Below are 15,291 nucleotides of genomic sequence, written 5' to 3'. Positions count from 1 at the left end.
CCCGGCGGGGTTGCCGGCATCGAGCCATCCTCGCCGAGCCGCCGTTGACGGTCCGTGGCCTGTGTCCGCGCCTATTCGCCGAAGAGGATCTCGTCCCAGCTCGGCACCGCCGAACGCTTCGACCTGCGCCCGGAACGGCCCTTGGCCTTGCCCTTGGCGCTCCGCTTGCGTCCTTTCGGCTCTTCTGGCTCTTCCGGCTCCCGCTCCGGGGACGTCACGTTGTTCCCACCCTCATCGACGTCGAGATGCGGTTGCGGCACGATCGCGTCCATGACCTGCGTCTTCGTACGGTCGGGCAGCGGCAACGACGACAGCGCGTTGACCGGCACCGTGCCCTGCGCGCCGAATCCGCCGGCCTGGACTGAGGTTGCGTTCGCCGGGACGCCCGTATTCGCGCCGGTTCCCGCGTCCACGCCCGGAGCCTGGGCCGAACCGGCGGCGGAAAGCTGGCCGTCCTGGCGATGGGGCGCATAGGCGGCCTGCTCCTGCCATGCCACGTTCCCCTGCTCGATGCGGCGGGAGAGCGGCTGGCCCTGCACGCCGGAATCCGCGGGAGCGGCCTCGACGCCCTCGTCGCGCGCCGTCGTGTCCGTGGCGTCGCTCTGTGCGATGGGGGAGTCCGGCTCCATCCCATTCGCGGCGCCCCGGCCGTCGTCGTGTCCCTCGCCTCCGCGCGGCGAGCCGACCTCGCCGAAGAGGATCTGCGCGGCGACGTTGCGGCATTCCACCGTGTTGTCGTGCATGTTCCACGTCCACTCGGCGCGAACGCGGTTACGCGCGGTGCGGAACGCGGCGGTGATCCTCCACGGTTCGCGGCTTCGGCGTGTCGCGCTCCACGATACCGATTCCATGCCGATGCGGGCGGCCGCCAGCGTGCGGGCAATGAGGTCGCGCACCGAATGCACCTGGCTCTCCTTGGGGGCCGGCACGCTCAGGAACTGCTCGATGGCGTACTGCTTCTCGGTCTGCACCGCCGCGGAGAAACGGCGCACCAGCACCTCGCTCAGCCCGTATTTCTCGGCGACGTCCTTGGGCTCCATGCCCGCGCGGATAAGTCCCTGAATCCTTGATATCGGTAGGGTTTGCACCATGTTCGGACTGGCCGTCATCCCCGCTTCGCTGCGGATCTGGCGTGCCTCGAGCAGCGCCCGCTCGAGCGCGTCGTCGAGCGTCACCGCGAACCGGATCCCGCCGGCGCGGAAGACCAGGTCGCCGTCGTCGTCGACATGGTCGAGTTGTGCCTTCTCATACGAATCCATCGGCATACGCACCACTTTCCGTCTCACACAACAGTCTATAGAATATAAGCTTATTCCATGGTGTTCCTCGTGTCGTGCTTTACGAATTCGGCAAATCGTGTATCCTATAGCCCGTAAAAGACGATTTATTCTTTTCTGTCATGGAATAACCGATCAGCAGTCGAAAGGAATTGCCCGATGGCACAAGACTACGATGCGCCCCGCAGCAAGGACAAGGACGAGGATGAGGAATCGCTGCAGGCCCTGAGCAAAAGCAACCGCAACTCGGCGACCGACATCGACGACGACGAGAACGCCATCGCCGAGGACTACGAGCTGCCCGGCGCCGACCTGAGCAACGAGGACGCCTCGGTGACCGTCATCCCCATGCAGGGCGACGAGTTCATCTGCGCCGAATGCTTCCTCGTAAAGCACCGCAGCCAGCTGGACCACGTCAACGAGGACGGCCAGCCGGTATGCAAGGAGTGCGCCGCCTGATGGCCTACGACGAATCCTACGACGAGCCCGAAAACACCGAGGTGCTCATCAAGGTGGGCGACGACGGCAAGGCCCCCGCTCTGCGCTACGCCCACGCCGGCGACGCCGGGGCCGACCTGTGCGCCACCATCGAGGTGACGCTCAAACCTTTTGAGCGCGCCCTGGTGCCCACCGGCGTCAGCCTGGCACTGCCCAACGGCTACGTCGGCCTGGTCCACCCGCGCAGTGGCCTGGCCGTGCGTCAGGGCGTCACGGTGCTCAACGCGCCGGGCACCATCGACGCCGGCTACCGCGGCGAGATCAAGGTGCCGCTGATCAACCTCGACCCGGAGCATACCGCCGTCTTCCATCCCGGCGACCGGATCGCCCAGCTGGTCATCCAGCGCTACGTCGAGGCGAGGTTCGTGCCGGCGCGCCTGCTGCCGGGCTCCGACAGGGCCGAACGCGGCTTCGGATCGACCGGGGTGGCCACGGCCGGCCACTGACGTCGGCCCGGACCCGGCGACATGCGGACCGGGCGGAGCGGAGGCGTTGCGCGAGCGGTTACAATGGGCAGCAGAGACCTGAAGGGGGCGGGGATGACCGAGAGGAAACCGGAGAGCTATTTGTCTCGCGTGCTGGGATGCGAGGTCAGCGATGACGCCCTCGACCCGTTGGAGCCGATCGAGCGCGTCTGCCGCGTCCATTATCCGAACAACGACCTCGGTGTGCTGGAACGCGCCTATCGCCGAGCCGTCTACCAGCACCGCGACCAGCGCCGCCGCTCCGGCGAGCCCTACATCATCCATCCGCTCGCCGTCGCCCAGATCCTGGCCGACCTGGGCATGGGCCCCACCGTGGTGGCCGCCGGCCTGCTGCACGACACGGTGGAGGACACCGACTACACGCTCGAGCAGTGCCGTGAGGAGTTCGGCGACACCGTGGCCGGCCTGGTCGACGGGGTCACCAAGCTCACCAACATGGAGGTGGGCGATTCGGCGCAGGCCGAGACCATCCGCAAGATGGTGGTGGCCATGAGCCGCGACGTGCGTGTGCTGGTCGTCAAGCTCGCCGACCGTCTGCACAACGCCCGCACCTGGCGCTACGTCAAGCCCGCCAACGCCCAGAAGAAGGCCCGCGAGACCCTCGACGTCTACGCGCCCCTGGCCAACAGGCTGGGTATGAACGCCATCAAGACCGAGCTCGAGGAACTGAGCTTCAAGGTGCTCTATCCGAAAATCTACAACGAGATCGTGGTGCTGGTGACCCGCCGGGCCGGCCAGCGCGACGTCTACTTGAAGCAGATTCTCGACGAGATCAACGAGGACCTCGCCGACCAGCACATCAAGGCCACCGTCACCGGCCGGCCGAAGGACTACTTCTCGATCTACCAGAAGATGATCGTGCGCGGCCACGATTTCTCCAACATCTACGACCTGATCGGCGTGCGCATCATCGTCGACACCATCCCCGACTGCTACGCGGTGCTCGGCGCCGTCCACGCCCGCTGGAGCCCGGTGCCCGGCAGGTTCAAGGACTACATCGCCATGCCGAAGATGAACATGTACCAGAGCCTGCACACCACGGTGGTGGGCCCCGGCGGCAAGCCCGTCGAGATCCAGATCCGCACCTGGGACATGCACCGGCGCAGCGAGTTCGGCATCGCCGCACACTGGAAGTACAAGGAGAACGGGCAGGCCGGCCGCAAGCTCAGCGAGCCCGACAAGAACGACAAGCGGCGCGAGGACGACGAGGCCGGGGAGGGCAAGGAGCTCAGCGAGGCCGACAACCTCAAGTGGATCCAGCGCCTGGCCGACTGGACCAGCGAGACCCCCGACTCCGACGAGTTCCTGGGCTCGCTCAAGGAGGACCTGGGCGCGGCCGAGGTCTACGTGTTCACCCCCAAGGGCAAGATCATCTCCCTGCCGGCCAAGGCCACGCCCATCGACTTCGCCTACGCGGTGCACACCGAGGTGGGCCACCGCACCATGGGCGCGCGCGTCAACGGCCGCCTGGTGCCGCTGGACACCGTGCTCGAAAGCGGCGACACCGTGGAGGTGCTCACCTCCAAATCCGAGACCGCCGGCCCCTCGCGCGACTGGCTGAGCTTCGTCAAGAGCCCCAAGGCGCGCAACAAGATCCGCCAGTGGTTCAGCAAGGAGCGCCGCAGCGAGGCCATCGACGAGGGTCGCGACGAGCTGACGCGCGCCATGCGCAAGCGCAGCCTGCCGATCGCCTCGCTGCTGACCCCGCAGGCCCTGGTGGGCATCGCCGACGAGCTCAACTTCGACAACGCCGACGCCGTGTTCGCCGCCATCGGCGACGGCCGCGTCTCCACCCAGAACGTCATCTCCCGACTGGTCAAGGACGCCGGCACCGACGAGGTGGCCGCCGACGTGGAGCAGGAGGAGCTGCCGCTCAAGCGCATCGAGCGCAAGAGCAAGAAGAACAGCAAGCTCGGCGTCTCCGTCAAGGGCGTGGGCGACGTGTGGGTCAAGCTCGCCCGCTGCTGCACCCCGGTGCCCGGCGACAAGATCGTCGGCTTCATCACCCGCAACCAGGGCGTCTCGGTGCACCGCGCCGACTGCCAGAACATGATCGACCTCGAGAAGCACCAGGGCGACCGCGTCGTCGAGGTGGAGTGGACCAGCGCCAAGGGCCTGTTCATGGTCAAGATCCAGGTGGAGGCGCTCGACCGTCCCCACCTGCTCAGCGACGTCACCCAGGTGCTCTCCGACCACGGGGTCAACATCATCAACGCCGCCGTCACCACCGGCTCCGACCGCGTGGCCATCAGCCAGTTCGAGTTCGAGATGGCCGACCCGCAGCACATGAACACCCTGCTCAACGCGGTGCGCAAGATCGACGGCGTCTTCGACGTCTACCGCATCACCGGCGCCAAGGGCTCCTCCGAGCCCCGCATGCGCCGCATGTAGCGCCTGCCGTCCCCGTTTCCTCGGCATCCACAGTCCCCGCGAGTGTGATTATCTCTGCATACGTACTAAAGATACAGAGATAATCACGGAAAACGTGGCAAAAGTGTGATTATCTCTGCATGCAAGGCAAGTGTGCGGAGTTGCTCTCAAAAAATGCCCGAAAAGTGAGATTATCTCTGCACGGGCCACGACGCACGAGGTCCCCGTCACCGGCGGTTGTCAGTGACGGGGACCTCGTAAGTCCGGAAGGGCTCGCGCCTACTTCACGATCTCCACGGAGACGATGCCCGCGGGCTCGAGCGGCATGTCGCTGCCGTCGGTGGGCAGGGCCTCGAGCTTCTTGACCACGGCCTTGGAGGCGTCATCGACGACCTCGCCGAAGATGGTGTGGTGGCCGTTGAGCCAGGGGGTGGGAACGGTGGTGATGAAGAACTGCGATCCGTTGGTGCCGTGCACCTTGCCATCGGCGCCGCGGCGCACGCCGGCGTTGGCCATCGCGAGCTTGAAGGGCTCGTCGAAGGCCAGGTCGGAGACGATCTCGTCGTCGAAGTCATAGCCCGGGCCGCCGGTGCCGTTGCCCAGCGGGCAGCCGCCCTGGATCATGAAGTCCTTGATGATGCGGTGGAAGGTCAGGCCGTCGTAGAACCGGTCGTGTGACTTCTCGCCGGTGATCGGGTTCGTCCATTCCTTCTCGCCGGTGGCGAGGCCGACGAAGTTCTTGACGGTCTCCGGCGTCTTGTCGTCGAAGAGGTTCAGGGCGATGTCGCCCTCTGTGGTATGCATGATTACATTGGTCATAGGCTCCAGTTTCCCACTTTACCCAGACGTGGCCGCCCCGCGCCGCCGAAGAACCCGCTATAACGAAACCGTATAGGCACGCGGCCGTGTCCCGCCGCCGGGGCCGTTAGAGTAGCCAAGGTAACGGGACGAATCCCGCCCGCACACCGTTCCGGCGCGACCTGGCGCAGGGCGCACGCGGGCCACACGAGAGGAAACGCATATGTCAGACAACAGCCAATCGCCCAAGGGCGCCGCATCCGGCGGCTTCGAGGAGCCGGTGCGCGTCAACCACACCGCCCGCAACATCGTCATCGCCGTCGTGGTGGTGGCCCTGATCGCCGTCATCGCCTTCTTCGGCTACCGCGGCTTCGCCGGCAAGCAGACCGCCGCCGCCAAGGGCTCCAAGGAGAACCCGGTGAAGATCGGCGTGGTCGGCAAGACCAGCCCGGAGTGGCCGATCTTCAAGGCCGCCGCGCAGAAGCAGGGCATCTACGTCGACCTGGTCGACTTCCAGGACTACACCTCCGAGAACCCGGCCCTCGATTCCGGCGACCTCGACATGAACGAGTTCCAGCACATCCTCTACCTGGCCGACTACAACCTGAAGAACCACAAGGACCTGCAGCCCATCGGCGGCGTGGCCCTCTACCCGCTGGGTGTCTACTCCACCAAGGCCAAGAGCGTCAAGGACGTGCCCGCCGGCTCCGAGGTGCCGATCCCCAACGACGAGACCAACCAGGCGCGCGCCATCGGCGTGCTCAACCAGGCCGGCCTGATCAAGCTCAAGCACCCGTGGACGCCGTTCACCGAGCCCAGCGACATCGACACCGAGGCCTCCAAGGTCAAGGTCACGCCGCTGAAGGCCGAGCAGGTGGCCAACAGCCTCAAGGACCCGCAGGTGGGCGCCGGCGTGATGAACACGCACTATGTGCGCGACGCCGGGCTCAAGTCCTCCGACGCCATCTACAAGGACGACGCCACCAAGAAGGAGTCCAAGCCCTACATCAACATCTTCGCGGTGCGCAAGGCCGACGTCAACAACCCGACCTACAAGAAGCTCATCAAGATCTACCAGACCCAGCCGGTCTTCGACCAGCTGATGAAGATCTCCGACAACTCGGCCTCGCTGGCCAACCACTACAGCGCCGCCGACCTGCAGAAGATCATGACCCAGGTGCAGGCCCAGGAGAAGGCCTCCCAGAAGAAGTGAGCGCCTGTCCGCCCGCGCCTGACAGGGCGGCATGAGGGCCTGCCGATGCGCCGCGCGCCGCCGATGGAAGGCGGGGCGCGGCGCATAGGTAGGCCATGGCGCATAATGGACGGGGCTTTCGGGCCGGTCGCGACACGTCGGGCCGGCCCGGGCATCGAAACACAGCAAGGAAAGGTGGGTGACCGGATGGCAACGCCGATCATCGAACTCGACCACGTGGTCAAGGAGTTCAAGTCACGCTCAGCCGAGGGGAGGGGCGTGCGCGCGGTCGACGATGTGACCCTTTCGATCGAGGAAGGCGACGTCTACGGCATCATCGGCTACTCCGGGGCCGGCAAGTCGACGCTGGTGCGCATGATCAACGCGCTGGAGCGGCCGAGCGGCGGCATCGTGACGGTGATGGGCGAGCGGATCGAGGGCCTGCCCGAGTCCAAGCTGCGTCCGCTGCGCCAGAAGATCGGCATGATCTTCCAGCAGTTCAACCTCTTCTCCACCAAGACCGTGGCCCAGAACATCGCCTACCCGCTGCAGCTCGACCACTGGCGCAAGGACTACCAGGCCAAGCGCGTCGACCAGCTGCTGAAGTTCGTGGGCCTCGAGGACCACGCCGACAAATATCCCTCGCAGCTTTCCGGCGGCCAGAAGCAGCGCGTCGGCATCGCCCGCGCCCTGGCCACCAACCCGAAGATCCTCCTGGCCGACGAGGCCACCAGCGCCCTCGACCCGGAGACCACCGGCGAGGTGCTCGACCTGCTGCGCCAGGTCAACGAGGAGCTCGGCGTCACCATCGTGCTGATCACCCACCAGATGAGCGTCGTCCAGCAGATCGCCAAGCACGTGGCCGTGATGAGCGCCGGGCGCGTGGTCGAGTCCGGCGACGCCTACAGCGTCTTCGCCGCCCCCCGCCAGGAGGTCACCAAGCGCTTCATCGCCACCGCCATCTCCGGGCTGCCCGGCGCCGACCGCGTCGCCAAGCTGCACCAGCAGTGGGACGACCGCATCGTCACCGTGCTCATCCGCCAGAAGGACGTGGCGCGCGAGGACGGCCAGGTGCCTTCCTCCGGCCAGAACATCTCCTCGCTGATCGCCCAGCACGGCGTCTCCACCAATCTGCTCTACGGCGGCATCGACACGGTCTCCGGCACCGCCATCGGCGCGATGACCTACGAGCTCGACTCCTCGTCCGGCGACGTCGACGCCTTCCTGGCCGACCTCGCGCGCGACAGCGACGTCTTCGACTTCGGCACGGCGGCCTCGCCGGTCGACTATGACGAGGCGGTCACCACGCCCATGGGCCGCAAGGGGAATGCGAACAAGGGCGCGGACACGAACGTGAAGTCGAACGATGATGCGGCGGCAACGGCCGTCGGCAAGGCAGGGGAGGAACGGCAATGAGCGCAATTCTCGGACTTTCGGGCGCCACCGCCACAGTGGCGCAGGGCAAGGCACTGGTCCTGGCGAGCAACCAGGACTGGTCGGTGCTCAAGCCGATGCTCTTCCAATCGGTGGCCGAGACCCTCGAGATGGTGCTGGTCACCCTCGTCGTCGGCGGCATCCTCGGCCTGGTGCTCGGCGTGGTGCTCTACGGCACGCGCCCCGGCAACCTCTTCGAGAACTCGGTGGTCTACCGCGTGCTCGACATCATCGTCAACATCGTGCGCCCCATCCCGTTCATCATCTTCCTGGCGGCCATCCAGCCGCTGACCATGAAGGTGGTCGGCACCTCCATCGGCACCCTGGCGGCGATCTTCCCCATGGTCATCATGGCCACCTTCGCCACCTCGCGCCTGGTCGAGCAGAACCTCGTGCCCGTCGACTCGGGCGTCATCGAGGCGGCGCGGGCGATGGGCGCCTCCAAGCTCACCATCATCCGCACGGTGCTCATCCCCGAGGCGCTCGGCCCGTTGATCCTGGCCTACGCCTTCCTGTTCATCTCGATCCTCGACATGTCCGCGATGGCCGGCTACATCGGCGGCGGCGGCCTCGGTAACTTCGCCATCGCCTACGGCTACCAGAAGTTCGACCCGACGGTCACCTGGACCGCCGTGATCATCATGATCGTGCTGGTGCAGGTGGTGCAGGCCATCGCCAACGCCTTCGCCAAGCACATCCTCAAGCGCCAGGGTTAGGCCAAGCCGGCAGGGCGCATAGGTTTCGGCGGCGGGAGCCGCCAGCAGAAAGTGAGTCATCCATATGAGTGAGAACCACATCGAACCAGTCCACATCGAGATCGGCGACGACATCCTCGCTGTGCGCCGCCACCTCCACCAGTACCCGGAGCTGGGCTTCAAGGAGTTCGAGACCACGAAATACCTGCGCGACCTGCTGGCCGGCCACGGCATCGAGGTGCTCGACACCGACCTGGAGACCGGCCTGGTCGCCGAGATCAAAGGCGAGCACCCCGGCCCGCGCGTCGCGATGCGCGCCGACATCGACGGCCTGCCGATCGTGGAGGCCACCGGCTCGCCCTACACCTCCAAAAACGAGGGTGTGATGATGGGCTGCGGCCACGACGTGCACTCCAGCGGCCTGCTGGCGGCGGCGTTCTGGCTGGCCGACCATCGCGACCGCATCCACGGCTCGGTCGTCATCCTCTTCCAGCCCTCCGAGGAGACCAGCGAAGGCGCCCAGTACGTCATCCGCGTCGGCGCTCTCGGCAAGATCGACGCCATCATCGGCACCCACAACAACCCCGACTACAAGCCCGGCCAGATCGCCGTGGGCGAGACGCCCATGATGGCCGGCTGCGTGCGCTTCCACGTCACCTTCAACGCCGAGGGCACCCACGGCGCCTACCCCGAGGCCGGCACGGGCCCCATCGAGGCGCTCTCCTCCTCGATCCTCGCCCTGCAGACCATCGTGAGCCGCAACATCGCGCCCTTCCGCCCCGTGGTGCTCTCTGTCACCGAGATCCACGGCGGCGACGTCTGGAACGTGGTGCCCGCCCACGCCGGGTTCACCGGCACCGTCCGCTACTTCTACGAGGACGACGGCAAGCTGGTCGAGCGCCGCTTCCACGAGGTGGTCGAATCCACCGCCGCGGCCTACGGCATCACCGCCGACATCGACTACGACACCGTGGCCGGCCCGCTGGTCAGCGACAGGCACCTGGCCGAGGTCGTGGCCAAGGACGTGCCCGGCTACGCCGACCTGCAGCCGATCCACCCGTCGATGGGCGGCGAGGACTTCTACAACTACACCACCCTGGCCCCGATGGTCTTCGCGTTCATCGGCTCCAACGGCACCCCGGGCCACCACAACCTGCACTCCCCGGAGTTCGTGGCCTTCGACGGCGCGATCGAGACCACCGCCGAGTTCTACGCCAACGCCGCGCTGCGCGTCGCCGACGAGCTGGAGCGCTAGCTCCACGAGGATTTCCAGGTTCGACCGCCTGTCCTTCGCCTTTCGGGGCGTCGGGCGGGCGGTCGTTCGTCTATCCATGCCGCAACCGGCGAGGTGTGGGGGAGTAGACACGGCATGGCCGCCCGTGCCGCGGTTCCGGGCTTCGCATCGGCGGGCCGGGCGGATATGATGGAGGCATGACTCAACTACGTTTCGCCCTGGCCCAGATCGACACCTGCGTGGGAGACCTCAACGGCAACGCCGCCGCCATCCTGCAATTCGCGCGCATGGCCGCGATGAACGACGCCCAGGTGGTGGCCTTCCCCGAGATGACGGTCACCGGCTACCCGATCGAGGACCTCGCCTTCCGCGCCACGTTCCGAGCGGCCGCGGCCGGCAAGGCCGAGCAACTGGCCAAGACGCTGGAACGCGAGGGGCTGGGCGGCCTCTATGTGGTGGTCGGCACCGTCGGAACCGTCCACGACGACGGTTCGGCGGCCGATGGCGACGGTGGCTCCACGGCGCGCGACCTCGGCGCAGTGGGCGGCGCCAACGACTCCGACAAGCCGACCAACCGGCTGGTCGTGCTGCATGGCGGCACGGTGTGCTCCGCCTACGACAAGCATTTCCTGCCCAACTACGGCGTCTTCGACGAGTTCCGCATCTTCGCGGCCGGGCAGCGCTCCGTCGTCCTCGACATCGATGGCGTGAAAGTCGGCGTGGCCATCTGCGAGGACATCTGGCAGGACGGCGGCCCGGTGGCCGAACTGGCGACGCGCGGCATCGACGTGCTGCTGACCATCAACGGCTCGCCCTACGAGGAGGGCAAGACGCACACGCGCCTCGACCTGGCCCGCCGCCGCGCCAGCGAGGTCAAGGCCCCGGTCATCTACGTCAACCAGGTCGGCGGCCAGGACGACCTCATCTTCGACGGCGGCAGCTTCGTGGTCGACCGCGACGGCACGCTGCTCGAGCGCTCGCCGATGTTCGTCGAGAACCTGGAATACTTCGATTTCGACTCCGAACGGCAACACCAGAAGGTCGGTTACCTCGCCCCGCCGCGCGACCCGGACGAGGAGGTCTACACCGCCTGCGTGCTGGGGCTCAAGGACTATATGGCCAAGAACCGTTTCGAAGGCGTGGTGCTCGGCCTCTCCGGCGGCATCGACTCGGCGCTCGTGGCGGCCATGGCGGCCGATGCGGTGGGCGGCGAACACGTGCAGGGCGTCTCCATGCCCAGCATGTACTCCTCCGACGGCTCCAAGGACGACGCGGCCGACCTGGCCGCCAACATCGGCGCCAAATACGACATCCAGCCCATCGAACCACTGTTCAAGGCGTTCCAGGGCCAGCTGGAGCTCGACGGGGTGGCCGCCGAGAACCTGCAGGCGCGCATCCGCGGCGTCATCGTCATGGCCTATTCCAATTCCAGGAACCTGCTGGCGCTCGCCACCGGCAACAAGTCCGAGCTGGCCTGTGGCTACTCCACCATCTACGGCGATGCGGTGGGCGGTTACGCGCCGATCAAGGACCTGCTGAAGACCCGCGTCTGGGAGCTCTCGCGCTGGCGCAACCGCGCGGCGGCCGAGGGCGTCGGCGTCGGCGGACTGCAGGTTGTGGGCAATGAGCACGGTGGAGCGGGTGTCCCCTTGAAGGACGGGGTGATGATCCCGGTGGCCAGCATCGAGAAGGCGCCGAGCGCCGAGCTGCGCCCCGGGCAGAAGGACTCCGACTCCCTGCCCGAATACGCGTTGCTCGACCAGGTCCTCGAGGCCTATATCGAGAAGGCCCACGGCCGTGCCGACCTCAAGGCCGACGGCTTCGACGAAGGCACCGTCGACACGGTGATGCGCCTGGTCGACCGCGCCGAGTGGAAGCGCCGCCAGTACCCGCTCGGCTCCAAGGTCACCTCCTTGGCCTTCGGCCGTGACCGCCGTCTGCCCATCACCAGCGCCTTCCGCGAGTAGCGAGACGCGATCGGTGCCGGCCGAGGAACCGTGGCCGGCACCGTCGGTGAGCCTCCGGCCTTGGCCCGCTCGTCCGCACCGGCCGGTCCTAAGCCCTGAGAGGAACGGTGGGGAAGCGGCCATCGAGGCTAGTGTGGGAACGGTCCATCACACGAACGGGGGAGGGCAGCATGGCTGTTCAGGAGCATGACACCGAAGGCGCGTCGGAGCGCAGGCAATGGTATTTCAACACCGTCACCGGCGAGCCCGAGCTGGGCAAGCTCTCGCCGGCCAACCAGCGCAGCGGTCCCTATAAGTCCCGCAAGGACGCCGAGGACGCCTGGAAGATCGCGCGCGAACGCAACCTGATCTGGGACGAGGAGAACCGCAAGTGGGACAGCTGGGGCTCGGGCAGGGTCTGAGCTCCCCTCGCCGGTTCGCCGGGCCCGGCCGGTGAGCCGTGTTGCATGTGAGGCAAGGCACCCGTATCCGCCCATATCCCGATGGTTGCCGGCGAGGGTGGTGCGTCGCGAATTGTCAATGAGAACTGCGTCACATCGGGGAACATCCACCTGCCGGGCTTGACAGAGCAATGGCCCGTTTTGCTGTGCGTTTGTTGCAAAACGTGCGATTATCATGCCTTTGAGGTCACAAATAGTTCCCCTATGGTGAGAATAACCCGAGATAATTAGACAAATTAAAATCTTAAAAGTGACGTAGCTCACATTTTTTTGGCGGGTTTGTGAGATATCACACTCTACAATGGAGGTGAACGCAACGTGAAGAAGCGTTGCTCCATAAAAAGGAGTGATAAATGACAGCAGTTGAGAAGACCGCTCTCTCCGAGCAGGACCTTCAGGCAAAGGCGTGGAACGGCTTTACCGGAGGAAACTGGCAAAAAGAGATCGACGTTCGTGATTTCATCCAGAAGAACTACACGCCCTATGACGGCGACGAGTCGTTCCTTGCCAAGGCCACTCCCAAGACGAAGGAAATGTGGAAGTTCCTTGACGACAAGTACCTCGCCGTGGAGCGCAAGCAGCGCATCTACGACGTGGACACCCACACTCCCGCCGGCATCACCAACTTCGGCCCGGGCTACATCATGGACAAGGAGCACGACAACGTGATCGTCGGCCTGCAGACCGACGAGCCCTGCAAGCGCGCCATGATGCCGAACGGCGGCTGGCGTATGGTCGAGCAGGCCATCAAGGAGGCCGGCAAGGAAGTCGACCCCAACATCAAGACGATCTTCACCAAGTATCGCAAGACCCACAACGACGGCGTGTTCGGCGTCTACACCAAGCAGATCAAGCTCGCCCGCCACAACAAGATCCTCACCGGCCTGCCCGATGCCTACGGCCGTGGCCGCATCATCGGCGACTATCGCCGCGTGGCCCTCTATGGCGTCAACTACCTGATCGCCAAGAAGAAGGAAGACAAGGACTCGATCCCCTATCGCAACGACTTCACCGAGGCCGAGATCGAGCATTGGATCCGCTTCCGCGAAGAGCACGCCGACCAGATCAAGGCCCTGAAGGAGCTCATCGCCCTGGGCAATGAGTATGGCCTCGACCTCTCCCGCCCGGCGCAGACCGCGCAGGAAGCCGTGCAGTGGACCTACATGGGCTACCTCGCCAGCGTCAAGAGCCAGGACGGCGCCGCCATGAGCTTCGGCCGTGTCTCCGCCTTCTTCGACTCCTACTTCGAGCGCGACCTGAAGAACGGCGTGCTCGACGAGACCGGCGCCCAGGAGATCATCGACCAGATCGTCATGAAGCTGCGTATCGTGCGCTTCCTGCGTACCAAGGACTACGACAACATCTTCTCGGGCGATCCGTACTGGGCCACCTGGTCCGACGCCGGCTTCGCCGACGACGGCCGCCACATGGTCACCAAGACCTCGTTCCGTCTGCTCGCCACCCTGACCCTCGACCACCTGGGCCCCGGCCCCGAGCCGAACATCACGATCTTCTGGGATTCCAAGCTGCCTGAGGGCTACAAGCGCTTCTGCGCCCGCATCTCCATCGACACCTCGGCCATCCAATATGAGTCCGATCGCGACATCCGCAACCACTGGGGCGACGACGCCGCCATCGCCTGCTGCGTCTCCCCGATGCGTGTCGGCAAGCAGATGCAGTTCTTCGGCGCCCGCGTGAACTCGGCCAAGGCCCTGCTCTACGCGATCAACGGCGGCCGCGACGAGATGACCGGCATGCAGGTCATCGACAAGGGCATCATCGACCCGATCAAGCCCGAAGCCGACGGCACCCTCGACTACCAGAAGGTCAAGGACAACTACGAGAAGGCCCTCGAGTGGCTCTCGGAGACCTACATCGAAGCGCTGAACATCATCCATTACATGCATGACAAGTATGCCTATGAGTCCATCGAGATGGCCCTGCACGACAAGGAAGTCTACCGCACCCTCGGCTGCGGCATGTCCGGCCTGTCGATCGCGGCCGACTCCTTGAGCGCCCTGAAGTACGCGAAGGTCTACCCGATCTACAACAAGGACGCCAAGAACCTCGAAGGCCACGAGAACGAGTACGTCGAAGGCGCCGATGACGACCTGGTGGTCGGCTATCGCACCGTCGGTGACTTCCCGATCTATGGCAACGACGACGACCGCGCCGACGACCTGGCCAAGTGGACCGTCTCCACCGTCATGGCCCAGATCAAGGCCCTGCCGATCTATCGCAACGCGGTTCCGACCCAGTCCATCCTGACCATCACCTCCAACGTGGTCTATGGCAAGGCGACCGGCTCCTTCCCGAGCGGACATAAGAAGGGCGAGCCTTACGCCCCCGGTGCCAACCCGGAGAACGGCATGGATTCGCACGGTATGCTGCCCTCGATGTTCTCGGTCGGCAAGATCGACTACAACGACGCGCTCGACGGCATCTCGTTGACCAACACGATCACCCCCGACGGCCTCGGCCGCGACGAGGAGGAGCGTGTCGGCAACCTGGTCGGTATCCTCGACGCCGGCAACGGCCATGGCCTCTACCACGCGAACATCAACGTGCTGCGCAAGGAGCAGCTTGAGGACGCCGTGAAGCACCCCGAAAAGTACCCGCACCTCACCGTGCGCGTCTCGGGCTACGCGGTGAACTTTGTCAAGCTCACCCGCGAGCAGCAGCTCGACGTGATCTCGCGTACGTTCCACCAGGGCGCCGTCACCGAGTGAGGTGACCGGTCTCCAGTGAGACGCTAGTACGAAGCACGAGGGGGTGGGGCAGTCTGCTCCGCCCCCTCTCTTCGTCACGTCTCCCGTTCGATGGAATTAGCCCTTCCATCAAACGGCGTTTCGCCCGGGCGACATCGCCTCGGGCGGGCAATGACAATGAACGGTAGAATGA

General features: G+C 65.6%; 12 protein-coding genes. 10 read left to right on the top strand and 2 right to left on the bottom strand.

The genetic code is table 11. The features are described 5' to 3' along the window. Window positions 1-71: 71 nt before the first annotated feature. Window positions 72-1,286 (bottom strand): septation protein SepH, encoded by a 1,215-nt coding sequence (sepH, locus tag PT282_RS05225; RefSeq protein WP_277168489.1) that lies wholly within the window; start codon window positions 1,284-1,286, stop codon window positions 72-74. Between the two features lie 150 nt (window positions 1,287-1,436). On the opposite strand from sepH, the gene PT282_RS05220 reads away from it, so the two are divergent. The 3 genes from PT282_RS05220 (at window position 1,437) to PT282_RS05210 (ending at window position 4,651) form a co-directional block, all read left to right on the top strand. Beyond that, window positions 1,437-1,736, top strand: coding sequence for a DUF4193 domain-containing protein (locus PT282_RS05220; RefSeq protein ID WP_277168488.1), 300 nt, complete (start codon window positions 1,437-1,439; stop codon window positions 1,734-1,736). Then, window positions 1,736-2,221 (top strand): dUTP diphosphatase, encoded by a 486-nt coding sequence (dut, locus tag PT282_RS05215; RefSeq protein WP_277168952.1) that lies wholly within the window; start codon window positions 1,736-1,738, stop codon window positions 2,219-2,221. The genes PT282_RS05220 and dut overlap by 1 nt, the downstream gene beginning before the upstream one ends. A gap of 93 nt (window positions 2,222-2,314) precedes the next feature. Continuing rightward, complete coding sequence (locus tag PT282_RS05210; protein WP_277168487.1) at window positions 2,315-4,651, top strand: bifunctional (p)ppGpp synthetase/guanosine-3',5'-bis(diphosphate) 3'-pyrophosphohydrolase; 2,337 nt, start codon at window positions 2,315-2,317, stop codon at window positions 4,649-4,651. Window positions 4,652-4,909: 258 nt separating this feature from the next. Here the strand turns inward: PT282_RS05210 and PT282_RS05205 are convergent, their stop codons facing one another. Next, window positions 4,910-5,449, bottom strand: coding sequence for a peptidylprolyl isomerase (locus PT282_RS05205; RefSeq protein WP_277168486.1), 540 nt, complete (start codon window positions 5,447-5,449; stop codon window positions 4,910-4,912). 202 nt (window positions 5,450-5,651) lie between these two features. Here PT282_RS05205 and PT282_RS05200 point away from each other — a divergent pair, with 202 nt between their 5' ends. The 7 genes from PT282_RS05200 to pflB all read left to right on the top strand — a co-directional run bounded on the left by PT282_RS05200 (window position 5,652) and on the right by pflB (window position 15,119). Beyond that, window positions 5,652-6,641 carry a MetQ/NlpA family ABC transporter substrate-binding protein gene (locus PT282_RS05200; protein WP_277168485.1) on the top strand — a complete coding sequence of 330 codons (990 nt, stop codon included), beginning with the start codon at window positions 5,652-5,654 and terminating at the stop codon, window positions 6,639-6,641. Between the two features lie 186 nt (window positions 6,642-6,827). Then, a complete protein-coding gene (locus PT282_RS05195; protein ID WP_277168484.1) occupies window positions 6,828-8,036 on the top strand; it encodes a methionine ABC transporter ATP-binding protein in 1,209 nt (402 codons plus the stop codon). Window positions 8,037-8,131: 95 nt separating this feature from the next. Then, window positions 8,132-8,770 (top strand): methionine ABC transporter permease, encoded by a 639-nt coding sequence (locus PT282_RS05190; RefSeq protein WP_277168951.1) that lies wholly within the window; start codon window positions 8,132-8,134, stop codon window positions 8,768-8,770. A gap of 64 nt (window positions 8,771-8,834) precedes the next feature. Further along, on the top strand, window positions 8,835-10,004 hold the full coding sequence (locus PT282_RS05185; protein ID WP_277168483.1) for a M20 family metallopeptidase: 1,170 nt from the start codon (window positions 8,835-8,837) through the stop codon (window positions 10,002-10,004). 176 nt (window positions 10,005-10,180) lie between these two features. Beyond that, complete coding sequence (locus tag PT282_RS05180; protein WP_277168482.1) at window positions 10,181-11,950, top strand: NAD+ synthase; 1,770 nt, start codon at window positions 10,181-10,183, stop codon at window positions 11,948-11,950. Between the two features lie 170 nt (window positions 11,951-12,120). Then, on the top strand, window positions 12,121-12,351 hold the full coding sequence (locus PT282_RS05175; RefSeq protein WP_277168481.1) for a hypothetical protein: 231 nt from the start codon (window positions 12,121-12,123) through the stop codon (window positions 12,349-12,351). A gap of 392 nt (window positions 12,352-12,743) precedes the next feature. Next, window positions 12,744-15,119 (top strand): formate C-acetyltransferase, encoded by a 2,376-nt coding sequence (pflB, locus tag PT282_RS05170; RefSeq protein WP_277168480.1) that lies wholly within the window; start codon window positions 12,744-12,746, stop codon window positions 15,117-15,119. The last annotated feature ends 172 nt before the right edge of the window (window positions 15,120-15,291 follow it).

The organism is Bifidobacterium sp. ESL0763 (genome assembly GCF_029433395.1).
In the GTDB taxonomy this organism is placed as follows: domain Bacteria; phylum Actinomycetota; class Actinomycetes; order Actinomycetales; family Bifidobacteriaceae; genus Bifidobacterium.
Note: the sequence above shows the minus strand (reverse complement) of the source record. Positions and strands in the feature narration are given on the sequence as shown.

Coding starts and splice junctions, on each gene's coding strand:
- PT282_RS05180 (WP_277168482.1), top strand. CDS start 10,181: ATGACTCAACTACGTTTCGCCCTGGCCCAGATCGACACCTGCGTGGGA.
- PT282_RS05210 (WP_277168487.1), top strand. CDS start 2,315: ATGACCGAGAGGAAACCGGAGAGCTATTTGTCTCGCGTGCTGGGATGC.
- PT282_RS05190 (WP_277168951.1), top strand. CDS start 8,132: ATGCTCTTCCAATCGGTGGCCGAGACCCTCGAGATGGTGCTGGTCACC.
- PT282_RS05200 (WP_277168485.1), top strand. CDS start 5,652: ATGTCAGACAACAGCCAATCGCCCAAGGGCGCCGCATCCGGCGGCTTC.
- pflB (WP_277168480.1), top strand. CDS start 12,744: ATGACAGCAGTTGAGAAGACCGCTCTCTCCGAGCAGGACCTTCAGGCA.
- PT282_RS05185 (WP_277168483.1), top strand. CDS start 8,835: ATGAGTGAGAACCACATCGAACCAGTCCACATCGAGATCGGCGACGAC.
- PT282_RS05195 (WP_277168484.1), top strand. CDS start 6,828: ATGGCAACGCCGATCATCGAACTCGACCACGTGGTCAAGGAGTTCAAG.
- dut (WP_277168952.1), top strand. CDS start 1,736: ATGGCCTACGACGAATCCTACGACGAGCCCGAAAACACCGAGGTGCTC.
- PT282_RS05175 (WP_277168481.1), top strand. CDS start 12,121: ATGGCTGTTCAGGAGCATGACACCGAAGGCGCGTCGGAGCGCAGGCAA.
- PT282_RS05220 (WP_277168488.1), top strand. CDS start 1,437: ATGGCACAAGACTACGATGCGCCCCGCAGCAAGGACAAGGACGAGGAT.
- PT282_RS05205 (WP_277168486.1), bottom strand. CDS start 5,449: ATGACCAATGTAATCATGCATACCACAGAGGGCGACATCGCCCTGAAC.